Below are 15,505 nucleotides of genomic sequence, written 5' to 3' on the forward strand. Positions count from 1 at the left end.
GGTCGTCGATCAACGCGCCCCGAACGCCGCACTCTCGAACAGGTCCTTGAACTCCCGCGGCTGCGAGCGCCAGTACTGGTGCGGCGCCTTCACCTGCGCGCCCAGTTCGGCGGCCGCATGCCACGGCCAGCGCGGGTCGTACAGGATCGCGCGTGCGAGCGACACCGCATCGGCCTGTCCCTTCGCGATGATCTCTTCGGCCTGCCGCGGCTCGGTGATGAGGCCCACCGCGATGACCGGCATGCCGACTTCGGATTTCACGCGTTCGGCGAACGGCACCTGGTAGCCCGCGCCGAGCGCGATGGCCTGCTTGGGCGATACGCCGCCGCTGGACACGTGAATCGCCGCACAGCCGCGCGCTTCGAGCGCTTTGGCGAACGCGACGGTGCCTTCGAGGTCCCATCCGTCCGGCACCCAGTCAATGGCCGACACGCGCACCCACACCGGCCTGTCGGCGGGGAAGGCTTCGCGCACCGCATCGAATACCTCGAGCGGAAAACGCATGCGGTTCTCCAGGCTGCCGCCGTATTCGTCGTCGCGGTGATTGGCCAGCGGCGAGAGGAACTGGTGCAGCAGGTAGCCGTGCGCCGCGTGGATCTCCAGGCCATCGAGACCCAATCTCGCCGCGCGCCGTGCGGCATCGACAAAAGCATTGCGGATGCGCGTGAGGCCCGCGGCATCGAGTGCGATGGGTGCATCTTCCGTCGGTGCATGCGGCACGGCCGAGGGCGCATATGCCTTCCATCCGCCGGGCTCGCCCGGTGGGATCTGCTTGCCGCCTTCCCATGGCGCGCGGCTCGATGCCTTGCGCCCTGCGTGCCCGAGCTGCATCGCGATCTTGATGGGAGAGTGGGCCCGCGTCGCCGCGAGCACGCGGGCCAGGCCCTCTTCGTTGGCATCGGAGTAAAGCCCGAGGTCGCCCGGCGAGATGCGCCCCTCGGCCTCCACCGCCGTCGCCTCCAGGATCATCAGCCCCGCGCCCGAAAGCGCGAGGTGGCCGAGGTGGATCAGGTGCCAGTCGCCTGGCGTGCCCTCGGTGGCGGAGTACTGGCACATCGGCGCGATGACGATGCGGTTGTCCAGGCGAAGCGTTCCGAGTTGCAGGGGTGTGAAGAGGTGGGCTTGGTCATGTCATGTCATGAAGTGGCTGCGCAGGTGCCGCGATTCTGGAGCGGCGGCGCGGCCTGTGCTGCCGGCGCCGCAGAAGCCTTGCGGCCGGCCGCAGTATGGATAGCAGTGCGCCGATCACCATCGCCAGGAGGCGTGGGCCTGAGCTTCGCGACCCCTTGCGCAGGGTGCGCAGGCCTAGACCCGCTACCTGAGCACGACCTGAATAAATGGCACCCCGAACAGCGGCCCACGTCCCGGGTTATCGGGATGGCAGGCTGCGTCGTGCCCTGTCATCATTCGCGGTGGAATGACGCACGAACCGAACTCTCTCTCCGATCTGTTGAACCGTGCCAGGCTTGCCCTGGCGGATGCCGAGGGCGCATTGCCCCCCGCATCGCCCGCCACCGCGGAGGCCGGATGCGTGGTGTTCTTCGCCATGGGCGAAGGCGAGAGCCGGGCCCGTGTGGTGTCCGGACGCGGACCTGACATCGAGGCCGCATGGACGCGGGGCGCCGATGCGGCGGCCGTTCAGGCCAGGCGCGGCGACCGGCCTTTCGAGCGCCTGCGCGCGGAGATCGTCGATACGGTCACGGCCATGAGCTGGGGGGAGTTGAAGGCGAAGCTGGCGCAAACCAAGCGCAACTACTTCAACCTCGGCATCGCCTTCGACGCGCACTTCAAGCACGCGATGCTCGCGCAGGAGATGCAGGGCGCGGCGGTGCTCTACAGCGGCGAGGTCGAGCACGCACTGCCCAACCTCGCGAACCTGCGGCTGCACGCCAAGCGCCGCTTCGGCACGGAGATCGACTTTCCCTCTGACGACACCGCGCCGGTCTGGTGCTTCACCACCCGCGCGGTGTATGTCGATGCCCAGGGCGCCTGGCCGATCACCGCCGAAGGCCAGGCCGCAGGCTTTCGCCGGCTGGACGACTGGAACGCGCGGCAGGTGCGCACCCTGATCGATTCGGCAAGCGACTACCTCGCCGAACAGGTCAAGCCCACGGGCGAATTCCACTACGGCTGGTTCCCCTGCTTCGACCGCGCCATTCCCACCTACAACACCCTGCGCCACGCCAGCACCACCTACGCGATGCTCGAAGCCTGGGAGCTCACGCGCAGCGCCACGCAGAAGGCGGCCATCGACCGCTCGCTGGGCATCCTCACGCAGAAGCTGATCCGGCAGGTGCCGCTGCCCGACGGCGCGCGGGCGGCGCTGCTGGTGGACGTGGGCAACGAGGTCAAGCTCGGCGGCAACGCGGTCTGCCTGCTTGCGCTGGTGAAGTACACCGAGCTCACCGGCGACCGGCAGTACATGACGCTGATGGAGCAGTTGGCTCTCGGCATCCGCGCCATGCAGGACACGAAGACCGGGCGCTTCGTCCACGTGCTCAACTTTCCCAAGCTCGACATCAAGGATGCGTTCCGCGTCATTTATTACGACGGCGAGGCCGCGTTCGGGCTGATGCGCCTCTACGGGCTCACGCGCGACGAGCGCTGGCTCGCGGTGGTCGAAAAAGCCTTCGACCATTTCATCGCGGCCAAGCACTGGCAGGCGCACGACCACTGGCTGAGCTACTGCGTCAACGAGCTCACGCGCTACAGGCCCGAGACGCGCTACTACCAGTTCGGCTTGCAGAACGTGGCCGGGTACCTGGACTTCGTGCTGGAGCGCATCACCACCTTCCCGACGCTGCTCGAACTGATGATGGCGGCGCGCGAGATGGTGCTGCGCATCGATGCCGACCCGGCGCTGCGCCCGCTGCTCGACGGCCTGGACCGCGAGAAGTTCGACCGCGCGCTGGAGCACCGCGCGCGGTATCTGGCCAACGGCCACTTCTGGCCCGAGCTGGCGATGTTCTTTCGCAATCCGGACCGCATCGCGGGCTCGTTCTTCATCAAGCACCACAGCTTTCGGGTGCGCATCGACGATGTGGAGCACTACCTCTCGGGCTACGTCGCGTACCACCGGATGCTGCGCAACCGCGAGGCGCAGCAGGCCGAAGCCGGCGCCGCGGAGACGGGCGCCGCACCGGGCCCGCGCGGCCCGAGCGGCGTGGTGGCCTGGGGCGGCGACGTGAACCTCGGCCGGCGCCAGCACTACCGGATGGCCGAGCTGGGCGGACCGCAGGCGATGCTCGGCAACATCGCCGCGCTGCGCGATGCGGACCTGCGCATCGTCAACCTCGAATGCGTGGTCGCGACCACCGGCGAGCAGGGCGCCGACAAGGACGAGACCGGCGCTTATTACTACCGCGCGCGGCCCGAGATGATCGACGTGCTGACGGCCGCGCGCATCGACCTCGTGAGCACCGCCAACAACCACAGCGGCGACTACGGCCCGCAGGCCCTGCTGGAACAGAAGACGCTGCTGGACGCCGCGGGCATCGGCTCGGCGGGCACCGGGCCCGACCTCGAGGCCGCGCTGCAGCCGGTGATGGCCCTTGCCGGCGAGGTGCGGGTGGCGCTGTTCTCGCTCGATGCCACGCAGCCGAAATTCGCGGCGACCGCCTGGCATCCGGGCGGCGCCTACCTGCCGTTGAGCGACCCCGCCGAATGGACCGCGACGCTCGCGCCGCGCATCGCCCGGGCGCGGTCGCACGCCGACGTGGTGCTGGTGGCGGTGCACTGGGGCGACAACCTGGAGACCGTGCCCTCGCGCGCCGAGGTCGCGGTGGGCCACGCGATCATCGATGCGGGTGCCGACGCCATCCTCGGCACCTCGGCGCATGTGCTGCAGGGCATCGAGGTCTATCGCGGGCGGCCGATCATCCATGACGCGGGCGACCTGCTGTTCGATGCGATGCGCGGCGATGCGTGGAACGCGGGCGTCTTCTCGCTCACGCTCCATGCGCATGGCGTCGAGCGGGTGCAGTTCACGCCCATCCGCGTCGATTTCGGCTTCTCCGAACAATACGAAGGCGACCGTGCGCGCGCCGCGAGCGAGCACTTCGCCGCCCAATGCCGCGCGCTGGGCACGCAGGTCTTTCCGACGCCCGAGGGTGGCTGCGTGCTGCACCTGGCGCCGCCTGTGCGGGAGGTGCTGCCGCAACAACCGCTGCAACCAGCGACGGCCGATGCGGCGGTGGCTCGCCCAGCCTCGCCGCCCCTGCGCACCGCAAGACCCGGCTGGGTCGTCGATGCCGTGCCCGCGGATGCGGCCATGGCGCCGCTGAAGATCGGGCCGCTGCGCCTCGTGGGCATGCGCTGCATGCCCAACCAGGTCTTCGGCCGGCAACTGCTGTGGGTCGAGTCGTTCTGGACGGTCGATGCGCCCGTCGAGGCCGACCTGCGGCTGCAGTTCCGTGCGCTGCCCGTGCGCAGCAAGACCATGCCGGCGTGGGGCGACGGCATGGACCACGACCCCTGCGACTGGATGTGGCCGACCAGCCGCTGGACGCCCGGGCGCATCTACCGCGACCGCTACGGCCTGCGGCCGCCGCTCACGCGCCAGATGGAAAGCGACGTGCTGCAGCTCGAAGTGCGCCTGCGCGGCGCACCCGAGCTGCCCGCGGCGCGGCGGCTTCCCGTGTGGTGCGGTCTGCGCATGCCCGGCGTGCCGGCGCCGCTGCCCGAGACCCGCGCGCCGGTGCTGTCGGTCAACCTGCCGGGCGCGAGCCGCGACCCGGGGCCCGTGTGGACGGCCGATCAGCTCGCGCAGATCACCGGCGGGCAGTGGCTGGTGCCGCCGCCCGCGGGCTGGTCGGTGCAGTCGGTGGTGCGCCTTCCGATGCACCTGAAGGTGCGGCCGGGGCCGGCGCTGTTCGTCGCATCGGACTACCGCACGCTGGCCGCGCACGAGAACTTCAGCCACGCGCCGGAAGACTGGGACCAGCACGACGACCTGCCGCGCCTGCACACCCAGTGCGCGGGCGCGATCGTGCAGCACGCGGTCGAAGGGCTGCCGCCGGACTTTCCGCTGCTGCAGGTGCCCGACCCGATCCGTGCGCTGCTCTCGCTCGGCGCCGCCGCGCGGGCGCGCTACAAGGGGCTGGTGGTGGGCGTCACCGGCACGGTGGGCAAGTCGTCCACCATCGCCATGGTGCGCGACCTGCTGCCGCCGGGCGCGCGCGTGCTCACCACGGTGGAGAACAACAACTCGCGCGTCGGTGTGCCCGGCGCCATGGCGAGCCTCGGGCCCGACGTGGACGTGTGCATCCTCGAGATGGCGCAGAGCGCGCTGTGGATGGACCGCGGACCGATCTCGCTGGAGGCGCGCCCGCATGTGGCGATCCTCACCGAGGTCGGGCTCTCGCAGACCGCCAAGACCAACACGCTGGAGAAGACGGCCGAGTACAAGTCGCGCGCCTTCCTCGGGCTGGAGCCGGGCGGCATCGCCGTCGTGAGCGGGCACATTCCCCACCTTGCGAAGGTCGTGAAGGCCGCGATGCGCACGGCCGCGAAGGTGTGGACCGTGGGCACCGGGCCGGGCGACAACATCCGCCTGCTCGATGCGCGCCCCGAATCCTCGGGCTGCCGCGTGCGGCTCTCGTTCAAGGGGCGCATCCACGAATATCTGTTTCCGGTCGCGAGCATCGGGCTGGTGCGCAACTCGGCGCTGGCCTTCGCCGCGATCGTGGCGATGGGCTTCGATGCCGAGGAAGCCAGCGCGCGCATGCCCAATGTGCGGCTGCCCGCCTCGGTGATGCAGGTGGAGCCGCTGCGCACCCGCAGCGGCGCGCTGGTCACGCTGGTCGACGACAGCTGGAACGCCGAGGTCATGTCGATGCGCAACGCGATGAGCTTCGTGCGCAGCTACCGCGCGCCGTCCGGCAACGCGCCGGTCGCACGCAAGGTCGGCGTGCTCGGGCGCATCGTGAACCTGGGCGAGCAGGCCGAGGCGATGCACCGCGGGCTGGCCGAGCCGCTGCTGGCCTCGGGCATCGCGCACCTGGTGACGCACGGCGACGAGATGCGCTGGCTGCGCGAAGAGGTGCCCACCAGCCTGCTCGGCCCGCATTTCGACAACGCGGCCGAGCTGACCCTGTACCTCGGCGAGTACCTGCGCGACGGCGACCTGCTGCTGGTGAAGGGCGACCGCGACCGCTCGGATTTCGGCACCATTCCCTCGCTGTTGAAGAAGCTGTGACCACGCTGCCTTTCATGCCTGCCCTCTGGCGACATCGGCGCCTCGCATTCGTGCTGATCGCGTTGATGCAGGCCGCCTGTGCGCAGCGCGCCGGTGCCGATCTGCGCGCGCCGGGCACACCGACTGCACGCGCGACGACGGCCGTCGAAGACGAAGTGCTGCACTGGAACCAGCCGGCCGTGCGCGCGAACTGCCCCGACCGCCGCGGCTACCTCTGGGTGCAGCCGGTCGAGGGGCCGGCCTGCATCCGCTACTTCGCGAGCGACGAGATCGATGGCGCGCGCGTGGCGATCGTGCAGTTTTCCGGCGACCGCGACAGCGTGATGGACCAGCCGCCCACGCGCATTTCCGGCAACACCGAGGCGCTGCGCACGCTCGATGCGCAGCGCAGCCGCGACCGCGCGGGCGTGCCGTGGATCTTCATGGCGCGGCCCGGCACGTACGGCTCTTCGGGCGATCACCGCAGGCGCCGCGAGCCCGTGGAGTTCCACGCGCTCGATGCGGCGCTCGATGCGCTCATGCAGCGCCACCAGCTGCAGCGCATCGTGATCCTGGGCCACAGCGGCGGTGCGACTGCCGGCGCCGCGCTGCTCACCATGGGCCGCACGCGCGTGGCCTGCGCGGTGCTGACCTCGGGCGCCTACGGGCTGCTCGAACGCGCGCGCATGCTGGGCATGTCGAAGGGCGGCCGCACCGACACCACCGGCAGCACGCAGTTCTACGATCCGCTCGACCATGTGAGCGGCATCGCGCGCGACCCGTCGCGGCGCATCGTGCTGATCGGCAACCGCGACGACAAGAACACGCCCTTCGTCCTGCAGCAGCGCTTCGGCGATGCGGTGGCGAAAGCCGGCCACCGCATCGAGCTGAAGACGCATGCGGCGGAGCCACCCACCTACCACGACCTCACGGACCGCATCGGCTTGCAGACCGCATCGCTGTGCGCGCGCGAGGCGTTGTTTCCACCCATACCTGGATCTGAATGAGCAGCAGCATCACCTCACGTGAATACGGCCGCATGCCCGATGGGCGCGTAGTGACCGAATACACCCTCGACAACGGCCGTGGCCTCAGCTTGAGTGCCATCAACCACGGCGGCATCGTCACCGCGCTGCGCGTGCCCGACCGAGACGGACAGGCCGCGAATATTGTGCTGGGTCTGCCTTCGCTCGACGACTACATGAAGCCGCATCCGCACTTCGGCACCATCGTCGGCCGCTATGCGAACCGCATCGCGGCGGGGCGTTTCCCGCTCGATGGCACTGCGCACCAACTGGGCCTGAACGACGGTGTGAATTCCCTGCACGGCGGCGCGAAAGGCTTCGGCACGCGTTTCTGGCAGATCGAGCCGGTGTCCGCGGAGGACGCGCGCGGCGACATCGCCATCGAGCTGCGCTACACGAGCGCCGATGGCGAAGAGGGTTACCCTGGCGAAGTGCAGCTCACCGTGCGCTACACGCTCTCGGCGACCGAGAATACCTGGCGCATCGATTACCGCGCGACGACCGACAAGCCGACGGTGCTGAACCTGAGCCACCACGACTACTTCAACCTCGCCGGCAGCGGCGACGTGATGGACCATGTGCTGACGCTGCCCGCGAACCGCTACTGCCCGGTGGATGCGACGCTGATCCCGCCCGGGTTGGCGGAGGTGGGCGCGACGCCCTTCGATTTCCGCACGCCGGCGCGCATCGGTGAACGCATCCGCGAAGGGCACGAGCAGTTGCTGCGCGCGCACGGCTACGACCACAACTGGGTGCTCGATGGCGACCGCGGCGGCGATGGCCTCGCATTGGCCGCACGCCTTGCGCACGAAGCCTCCGGCCGCGTGATGGAAGTGCACACCACCGAGCCTGGCGTGCAGTTCTATTCGGGCAACTTCCTCGACGGCAGCCTCATGGGTTCGCAAGGTGCGAGCCTGCGGCAGGGCGATGGCCTCTGCCTGGAGACGCAGCACTACCCGGATTCGCCGAACCAGCCGGGCTTTCCGTCGACCGTGCTGCGGCCGTGCGAGGTGTTCCGCAGCACGACGGAACACCGGTTCAGCGTCGGTTGAAGATAAATAACCTCAGGCTGAGTCAACGGCCGGTTTGGGCTGAGTCAACGGCCGGTTTGGGCTGAGTCATCGGCCGTTCGGGCTGAGTCAACGGCCGTTCGGGCTGAGTAAAAGTCCGTTCACGCTGAGCTTGTCGAAGCGCTGCGCGAGGCTTCGACAAGCTCAGCCCGAACGGGTTGGAGCTCAGCCCGAACGGGTTGGGGCTCAGCCCGAACGGTTGGGGCTCAGCCCGAACGGTTGGGGCTCAGCCCGAACGGGTTGGAGCTCAGCCCGAACGGGTTGGGGCTCAGCCCGAACGGGTTGGGGCTCAGCCCGAACGGTTGGGGCTCGGTTCAGACGGTTGCCGGGTTCAGCCCGCGAACAAGGCCGCCGGCACGCCGGGGCTGCCGATGTGCACGGCGAACAGCCCACCGGCCAGCGGCTCGCTCTTCAACTGCTCTTCGGTGCGGCCGTTGCGGGCCGTCGTGATGTAGAGCGTCTGCATGTCGGCGCCGCCGAAGGCGCAGTCTGTGACGTTGCTCGCGGGCAGCACGATGCGCGCAAGCTCCGCCGCGGTCACCGGGTCGTGGCAGGTGACGCACGCGCCATCCCAGTGCGCGATCCACAGGCGCCCGGCGGCGTCGGTGGTCATGCCGTCGGGCAGGCCGTCCGGCTTGGGGAAGCGGTGCCACACGCGGCGGTTCGACACGGTGCCGGCTTCCATGTCGAAGTCGTAGGCGTACAGGTTGTTGAGCACCGTGTTGTTGAAGTACATGGTGCGCCCGTCGGCGGACCACGTCGGGCCGTTGGTCACCTCGAAGCCGTCGTCGTGCTTCGTGCAGCGACCGTCGGCGTCGTAGCGGTAGAGCGCGCCGGTGGGCGCCTTGCAGTCGAAGTCCATGCTGCCGCCCCAGAAGCGGCCGCGGCTGTCGCACTTGCCGTCGTTGAAGCGGTTGTTGGGGCGCTCGGGTTCGGGCTGGTGCAGGTAGCGCGGCTTGGCGCCGGCACCCGGCAACTGAGTGGTATCGAAGAGCGCGAAGCCGCGGCGCAGCGTGAGGATGAGCCCCGGCGCCTCCGCGCGTTCCGAGATCGCGGTGATCTCTTCATCGAACTGCCAGGCCCGGCGCGCCCCGTCGGATGGGCGAAACCAGAACAGGCGCGGCGTGAGGATGTCGATCCAGTAGAGCGCCTGCTCGCGCTCCGACCAGAGGGTGCCTTCGCCCAGGTTCGCCTCGGCGGCCCAGATGCATTCGGGGGAGCCCTCGATCGAGGGTGCGGTGTAGTTCGTCATTGTTTTCCTTGTCATGTCTCCTTGACGCGGCGGATCGTATCAAGGCATATTGATAATTGAAATCAAACAATATGGAATAGATTGATATGCGTTTTGCAATGTCAGTTTTCCATCTCACTGGAGACCCTTCTTGAATTCACCCCAACTCTCGATCCATCCGAGCCTGAAAGACCGCACTGTGTTCGTCACCGGCGGCGGCAGCGGCATCGGCGCGGCCATCGTCGCCGCCTTTGCGGCGCAAGGTGCGCGGGTGGCCTTCATCGACATCGCCGAGAGCGCCAGTGCCGCGCTCGCGCAGCAGATCGTCGAGGCCGGCCATGCCGCGCCGTGGTGGCGCGCCTGCGACGTGCGCGACATCGGCGCAATGCAAGGCGCCATCGCCGATGCGGCCGCCGCGCTCGGCGACTTCGCGGTGCTGGTCAACAACGTGGCGAGCGATGACCGCCACACGCTCGAATCGGTCACGCCCGACTACTACGACAACCGCATGGCGATCAACGAGCGGCCTGCGCTGTTCGCGATCCAGTCGGTGGTGCCGGGCATGAAGCGGCTGGGCTTCGGCTCGGTGGTGAACCTCGGCTCGACCGGCTGGCAGAGCAAGGGCTCGGGCTATCCCTGCTATGCCATTGCGAAGTCGTCGGTGAACGGGCTCACGCGGGGGCTTGCGGTCGATCTGGGCAAGGACCGAATCCGCATCAACACGGTGTCGCCCGGCTGGGTGATGACCGAGCGGCAGGTGAAGCTGTGGCTCGACGACGAAGGTGAGAAGGCCCTCAAACGCAACCAGTGCCTGCCCGACAAACTGATGCCCGAGGACATCGCGCGCATGGTGCTGTTCCTCGCATCGGACGACGCGAAGATGTGCACGGCGCAGGAGTTCACGGTGGACGCCGGTTGGACCTGAACGCCCGCTCGCGTTCATCAATCCGTTCGCACTCATCAATCGTTCGCGACCCGTCAATCCGTTCGCGACCGTCAATCCATTCGCGACCGTCAATCCGTTCGGGCTGAGCTTGTCGAAGCCTCGCGCGGCGCTTCGACAAGCTCAGCGTGAACGGATGGCGGCGCTTCGACAAGTTCAGCGTGAACGGGTGGCAGTGCTTCGACAAGCTCAGCGTGAACGGGTGGCAGTGCTTCGACAAGCTCAGCGTGAACGGGTGCCAATGCTTCGACAGGCTCAGCGTGAACGGATGTGTGGTGTTCGGCCTGGCTTCAGTCCATCTCCAGCTTGCGTCCGTAGACGCTCATGCTGGCGGTCTTGAGCGCTTTCATCATCACCCGCGCCGCGGGCGACAGCAGCCGGTCGGTGCGCGTGATGATGCCGAACTGGTCCATGTGGCAGGGCATGTCCAGCGGCAGCAGCGACACGATGCCGTGCGCCGCGTAGTAGCGCGCCACGTCGGTCGCCAGCACCGCCAGCATGTCGCTCTGCTGCAGCATGCGGGTGATGAAGAGCAGCGCCGAACTCTCGATGGTGTTGGTCGGCGGGGCGAGCCCTTCCTCCTGGAACATCAGCTCGAAGCGGTGGCGCAGCACGCTGCCCGCGGGCGGCACGATCCAGCCGGCGCCGACCACGTCGCGCAGCGTGAGCCCGCTCTCGCCGAGCAGCGGGTGGCCCGGCCGCACCAGCGCGCACACCGGCTCCTCGCTCAGCGCCTCGTAGCGCAGTTGCGACTTGTCGTGCTCGGCGAAGAGCCGGGCCACGAGCATGTCGAGCTTGCCCTGCTCGAGCCGCTCGATCAGCACCGGGCTGGTTTCGATTTCGAGTGACACGCGCAGGTCGGGCTGCTCGCGCTTGACCATCGCGACGGCAGGCGGCAGCAGCGCCAGCCCCGGCGAGGTGATCGCGCCCACGCTCACCTGCCCGAAGCGGCCGGCCTTGAGCGCGGTGAGTTCGTCGTGCGCCTGGTTCAGGCTCGCGAGCGCGACGCGGGCGTGGCGGATCATGGTTTCGCCGTACCAGGTGGGCCGCATGCCGCGCGGCAGGCGATCGAACAGCGGCACCTCCAGCACGTCTTCCAGGTCTTTCAGCAATTTCGATGCGGCCGGCTGCGTCATGTTGAGCACCTGCGCCGCGCGGTGGATGTTGCCTTCCTCGGCCAGCGCGACCAGCAGCAGGAGCTGCCGTGTCTTGAGCCGCGCGCGAATAAACCAGTGGTTGTAGTTGGTCATGACTTCGTGGAACTAAGGGCTTATCGGGTTTTCCAGAATCCGGCGATCGATATGCATTTTGTCGAAAAAACGATTGGATCGATATCAATTCTGTTCCTAGACTCACGCCAGTTCAAACAAAGAGACAAGAAAGATCGGCGCCCTCGTGATCCACGGTGAGATCCATCAGAACGTGCGGCAGTACATCAACGGCCGCTGGGAAACCAGCGCGACCACGGGTATGAGCGCCAATCCTTCGGACACCAGCGAGGTGGTCGCCGAGTACGCACGCGCCGATCGCCGCCAGGCCGAAGCCGCCATCCGCGCGGCCACCGAGGCCTTTCCGCACTGGAGCCACAGCACCCCGCAGCGCCGCGCCGACGTGCTCGACCGCATCGGCGCCGAGCTGCTGGCGCGCAAGGACGAACTGGGCCTGCTCTTGGCGCGTGAGCAGGGCAAGACGCTGCCCGAGGCCGTGGCCGAAACGGCGCGGGCGGGCCAGGTCTTCAAGTTCTTCGCCGGCGAAGCGCTGCGCGGCGGCGGTGGCGAGAACATAGCCTCGACGCGGGCCGGTGTGCAGGTCGACGTGACGCGCGAAGCGGTCGGCGTGACCGGGCTCATCACGCCGTGGAACGCCCCCTTCGTGATTCCCGCCTGGAAGATCGCGCCTGCGCTCGCCCATGGCAACAGCGTGGTGTTCAAGCCGGCCGAGCTGGTGCCGGCCTGCGGCTGGGCGCTGGCCGAGATCATCAGCCGCGCGGGCCTTCCGGCGGGCGCCTTCAACCTCGTGATGGGCAGCGGCCGCGAAGTGGGCCAGGCGCTGGTCGACAGCGCGCTGGTCGATGCGCTGAGCTTCACCGGCTCCGCCGCCAACGGCGAGCGCGTGCTGCAGGCCGCAGCCACCCGGCGCGCGAAGGTGCAGCTGGAGACCGGCGGCAAGAACGCGCTCGTCGTGCTGGCCGATGCCGACCTCGACCGCGCGGTGGACTGCGCAGTGCAGGGCGCCTACTTTTCCGCGGGCCAGCGCTGCACGGCATCGAGCCGGCTCATCGTCGAGGCGGCGGTGCACGACGCCTTCGTGGCGAAGCTGCGCCAGCGGCTCAAGACACTGAAGATCGGCCATGCGCTGGAGCGCGGCATCGACATCGGCCCGGTGGCCGACGAAGAGCGCCTGGCGATGAATCTCGCGTGGGTCGACATCGCACGCGAAGAAGGCGCCGAGCATGTGTGGGGCGGCGAGGCGCTCGAGCGTTCGACGCCCGGCTATTACATGAGCCCGGCGCTGTTTCTCGCGAAGCCTTCGCACCGCATCGCGCGGGAAGAAATCTTCGGCCCCCTGGCCTGCGTGCTGCGCGCCGACGACTACGACCAGGCGCTGGCGCTGTGCAACGACACGCCCTTCGGCCTGTGCGCGGGCATCTGCACCAACTCGCTCAAGCACGCGATGCATTTCAGGCGCCATGCCGTGGTCGGCATGACGATGGTGAATCTGCCGACCGCGGGGGTGGACTTCCACGTGCCCTTCGGCGGCCGCAAGGGGTCGGGCTACGGGCCGCGCGAACAAGGGCGCCACGCCGCGGAGTTCTACACGACGGTGAAGACCGGCTACATGCTGGCCTGAGCCGTCACAACAATCGGTTCTCGAACGGTTCTCAACAAGCAAATCCACAGAAGGAGACATCCCATGACCATGAATCGCCGCACCCTCAACACCGCACTCGCCGCTGCAGCCCTGGGCAGCATGCTGCCCGTGTCCGCGCTCGCGCAGAAGAAGCTCGTGCTGGGCTTCGCACAGGTGGGCGCCGAGAGCGAATGGCGCACCGCCAACACCGAGTCGATCAAGTCCTCGGCCAAGGAAGCGGGCATCGAGCTCAAGTTCTCGGATGCACAGCAGAAGCAGGAGAACCAGATCAAGGCGATCCGCTCGTACATCGCGCAGAAGGTCGACGTGATCGCGTTCTCGCCGGTGGTCGAATCGGGCTGGGAAACCGTGCTGCGCGAAGCCAAGGCCGCCAAGATCCCGGTGGTGCTGACCGACCGCTCGGTGAACACCAAGGACGACACGCTCTACGTGACCTTCATGGGTTCCGACTTCGTCGAGGAAGGCCGCAAGGCCGGTCGCTGGCTCACCGAGAAGATGAAGGACCAGAAGGGCGACGTGAACATCGTCGAGCTGCAGGGCACCGTGGGTTCCGCGCCGGCCATCGACCGCAAGAAGGGCTTCGAGGAAATCATCAAGGCCGACCCGAAGTTCAAGATCATCCGCTCGCAGACCGGCGACTTCACCCGCGCCAAGGGCAAGGAAGTGATGGAAGCCTTCCTCAAGGCCGACGGCAAGAAGATCAATGTGCTCTTCGCGCACAACGACGACATGGCGATCGGCGCGATCCAGGCCATCGAGGAAGCCGGCATGAAGCCCGCGAAGGACATCACCATCATCTCGATCGACGGGGTGAAGGGCGCGTTCGAAGCCATGATCGCCGGCAAGCTCAACGTGTCGGTCGAATGCAGCCCGCTGCTCGGCCCGCAACTGATGAGCGCGGTGAAGGACATCAAGGCCGGCAAGGCGCTGCCCAAGCGCATCGTGACCGAAGAAGGCATCTTCCCGATGGAAGTGGCCGCCAAGGAATTCCCGAACCGCAAGTACTGAGTCCCCCAGGCTGCGCGCAATTCGCGTTGCGCGCGCCTCCCCCTGCACAAGACAGAAACCACCTCCCAAAGACGGAACTCATCGCACCATGAAACGCAACTTCCTCAAGGCCTCGCTCGCGGGCCTCGCCTTTGCCGTCGTCGGCTTCACGCCGCTGGCCAATGCGCAGGACAAGGGCCTGATCGCCATCTCGATGCCCACCAAGTCGTCGGCCCGCTGGATCGCCGACGGCGCCAACATGGTCAAGTACTTCAAGGAAAAGGGCTACAAGACCGACCTGCAGTACGCGGACGACGACATCCCGAACCAGCTCGCGCAGATCGAGAACATGGTGACCAAGGGCTCCAAGGTGCTGGTCATCGCGGCCATCGACGGCACCACGCTGTCCGACGTGCTGCAGAAGGCAGCCGACAAAGGCGTGAAGGTCATCGCATACGACCGGCTCATCAAGGGCTCGAAGAACGTCGACTACTACGCCACCTTCGACAACTTCCAGGTCGGCGTGCTGCAGGCGCAATCGATCGAGGCGGCGCTGGGCCTCAAGAGCGGCAAGGGCCCGTTCAACATCGAACTCTTCGGCGGATCGCCGGACGACAACAACGCCTTCTTCTTCTACAACGGCGCGATGTCGGTGCTGGAGCCCTACATCAAGAGCGGCAAGCTCGTGGTGCGCAGCAAGCAGATGGGCATGGACAAGGTCGGCACGCTGCGCTGGGACGGCGCCGTGGCGCAGGCCCGCATGGACAACCTCCTGTCGGCCTACTACACGAAGGACCGCGTGGATGCGGTGCTGTCGCCGTACGACGGCCTTTCGATCGGCATCCTGTCGTCGCTCAAGGGCGTGGGTTACGGCTCGGGCACGCAGGCGATGCCCATCGTCTCGGGCCAGGACGCCGAGGTGCCTTCGGTCAAGTCGATCCTGCGCAAGGAGCAGACCTCCACCGTGTTCAAGGACACGCGCGAGCTGGCCAAGGTGACGGTCGCGATGGCGGACGCCATGCTCTCGGGCAAGACGCCTGAAGTGAACGACACCAAGACCTACAACAACGGCATCAAGGTCGTGCCCTCGTACCTGCTCAAGCCGGTGAGCGTGGACGCCTCGAACTGGAAGCAGGTGCTGGTGGACAGCGGCTACTACAAGGAAAGCCAGGTCAAGTGAGCACGGTGAGCGCAGACGGGCGC

General features: G+C 67.8%; 10 protein-coding genes. 7 read left to right on the forward strand and 3 right to left on the reverse strand.

Features of this window, described 5'->3' with window-relative positions; all coding sequences use genetic code 11:
* Positions 1-9 precede the first annotated feature (9 nt).
* Positions 10-1,104, reverse strand: a complete 1,095-nt coding sequence (locus VARPA_RS05510) for an NADH:flavin oxidoreductase/NADH oxidase (RefSeq protein WP_041942784.1) — start codon at positions 1,102-1,104, stop codon at positions 10-12.
* Between the two features lie 313 nt (positions 1,105-1,417).
* On the opposite strand from VARPA_RS05510, the gene VARPA_RS05515 reads away from it, so the two are divergent.
* From VARPA_RS05515 to VARPA_RS05525, 3 genes are read left to right on the forward strand one after another with little or no spacing between them, the layout of a single operon-like run.
* Positions 1,418-6,196, forward strand: a complete 4,779-nt coding sequence (locus VARPA_RS05515) for a CapA family protein (protein ID WP_013539569.1) — start codon at positions 1,418-1,420, stop codon at positions 6,194-6,196.
* A gap of 14 nt (positions 6,197-6,210) precedes the next feature.
* Positions 6,211-7,182 (forward strand): alpha/beta hydrolase family protein, encoded by a 972-nt coding sequence (locus VARPA_RS05520; RefSeq protein ID WP_013539570.1) that lies wholly within the window; start codon positions 6,211-6,213, stop codon positions 7,180-7,182.
* Positions 7,179-8,252 carry an aldose epimerase family protein gene (locus VARPA_RS05525; protein WP_013539571.1) on the forward strand — a complete coding sequence of 358 codons (1,074 nt, stop codon included), beginning with the start codon at positions 7,179-7,181 and terminating at the stop codon, positions 8,250-8,252. Before VARPA_RS05520 ends, VARPA_RS05525 begins: the two co-directional genes overlap by 4 nt.
* A gap of 349 nt (positions 8,253-8,601) precedes the next feature.
* Here VARPA_RS05525 and VARPA_RS05530 read toward each other — a convergent pair whose 3' ends face one another.
* Entirely contained in the window at positions 8,602-9,537 is a 936-nt protein-coding gene (locus tag VARPA_RS05530) for an SMP-30/gluconolactonase/LRE family protein (RefSeq protein WP_041942785.1), read from the reverse strand.
* Between the two features lie 115 nt (positions 9,538-9,652).
* On the opposite strand from VARPA_RS05530, the gene VARPA_RS05535 reads away from it, so the two are divergent.
* Complete coding sequence (locus tag VARPA_RS05535) at positions 9,653-10,426, forward strand: SDR family NAD(P)-dependent oxidoreductase (protein ID WP_013539573.1); 774 nt, start codon at positions 9,653-9,655, stop codon at positions 10,424-10,426.
* 308 nt (positions 10,427-10,734) lie between these two features.
* On the opposite strand, the gene VARPA_RS05540 is transcribed toward VARPA_RS05535, so the two are convergent.
* Positions 10,735-11,694: a LysR family transcriptional regulator gene (locus VARPA_RS05540; RefSeq protein WP_013539574.1), complete on the reverse strand. Its 960-nt coding sequence runs from the start codon at positions 11,692-11,694 to the stop codon at positions 10,735-10,737.
* 145 nt (positions 11,695-11,839) lie between these two features.
* On the opposite strand from VARPA_RS05540, the gene VARPA_RS05545 reads away from it, so the two are divergent.
* The 3 genes from VARPA_RS05545 to chvE all read left to right on the forward strand — a co-directional run bounded on the left by VARPA_RS05545 (position 11,840) and on the right by chvE (position 15,482).
* On the forward strand, positions 11,840-13,294 hold the full coding sequence (locus tag VARPA_RS05545; protein WP_013539575.1) for an aldehyde dehydrogenase family protein: 1,455 nt from the start codon (positions 11,840-11,842) through the stop codon (positions 13,292-13,294).
* A gap of 63 nt (positions 13,295-13,357) precedes the next feature.
* A complete protein-coding gene (locus VARPA_RS05550) occupies positions 13,358-14,323 on the forward strand; it encodes an ABC transporter substrate-binding protein (RefSeq protein ID WP_013539576.1) in 966 nt (321 codons plus the stop codon).
* A gap of 88 nt (positions 14,324-14,411) precedes the next feature.
* Positions 14,412-15,482, forward strand: coding sequence for a multiple monosaccharide ABC transporter substrate-binding protein (gene chvE, locus VARPA_RS05555; RefSeq protein WP_013539577.1), 1,071 nt, complete (start codon positions 14,412-14,414; stop codon positions 15,480-15,482).
* Positions 15,483-15,505 lie beyond the last annotated feature (23 nt).

Origin of the sequence: Variovorax paradoxus EPS, from assembly GCF_000184745.1 — a bacterium.
Taxonomy (GTDB): Bacteria; Pseudomonadota; Gammaproteobacteria; order Burkholderiales; family Burkholderiaceae_C; genus Variovorax; species Variovorax paradoxus_C.

Bases quoted from the DNA above. Each gene is read 5' to 3' on its own strand.
- VARPA_RS05540 (WP_013539574.1), bottom strand. From the start codon at position 11,694: ATGACCAACTACAACCACTGGTTTATTCGCGCGCGGCTCAAGACACGG.
- chvE (WP_013539577.1), top strand. From the start codon at position 14,412: ATGAAACGCAACTTCCTCAAGGCCTCGCTCGCGGGCCTCGCCTTTGCC.
- VARPA_RS05525 (WP_013539571.1), top strand. From the start codon at position 7,179: ATGAGCAGCAGCATCACCTCACGTGAATACGGCCGCATGCCCGATGGG.
- VARPA_RS05520 (WP_013539570.1), top strand. From the start codon at position 6,211: ATGCCTGCCCTCTGGCGACATCGGCGCCTCGCATTCGTGCTGATCGCG.
- VARPA_RS05515 (WP_013539569.1), top strand. From the start codon at position 1,418: ATGACGCACGAACCGAACTCTCTCTCCGATCTGTTGAACCGTGCCAGG.
- VARPA_RS05530 (WP_041942785.1), bottom strand. From the start codon at position 9,537: ATGACAAGGAAAACAATGACGAACTACACCGCACCCTCGATCGAGGGC.
- VARPA_RS05550 (WP_013539576.1), top strand. From the start codon at position 13,358: ATGACCATGAATCGCCGCACCCTCAACACCGCACTCGCCGCTGCAGCC.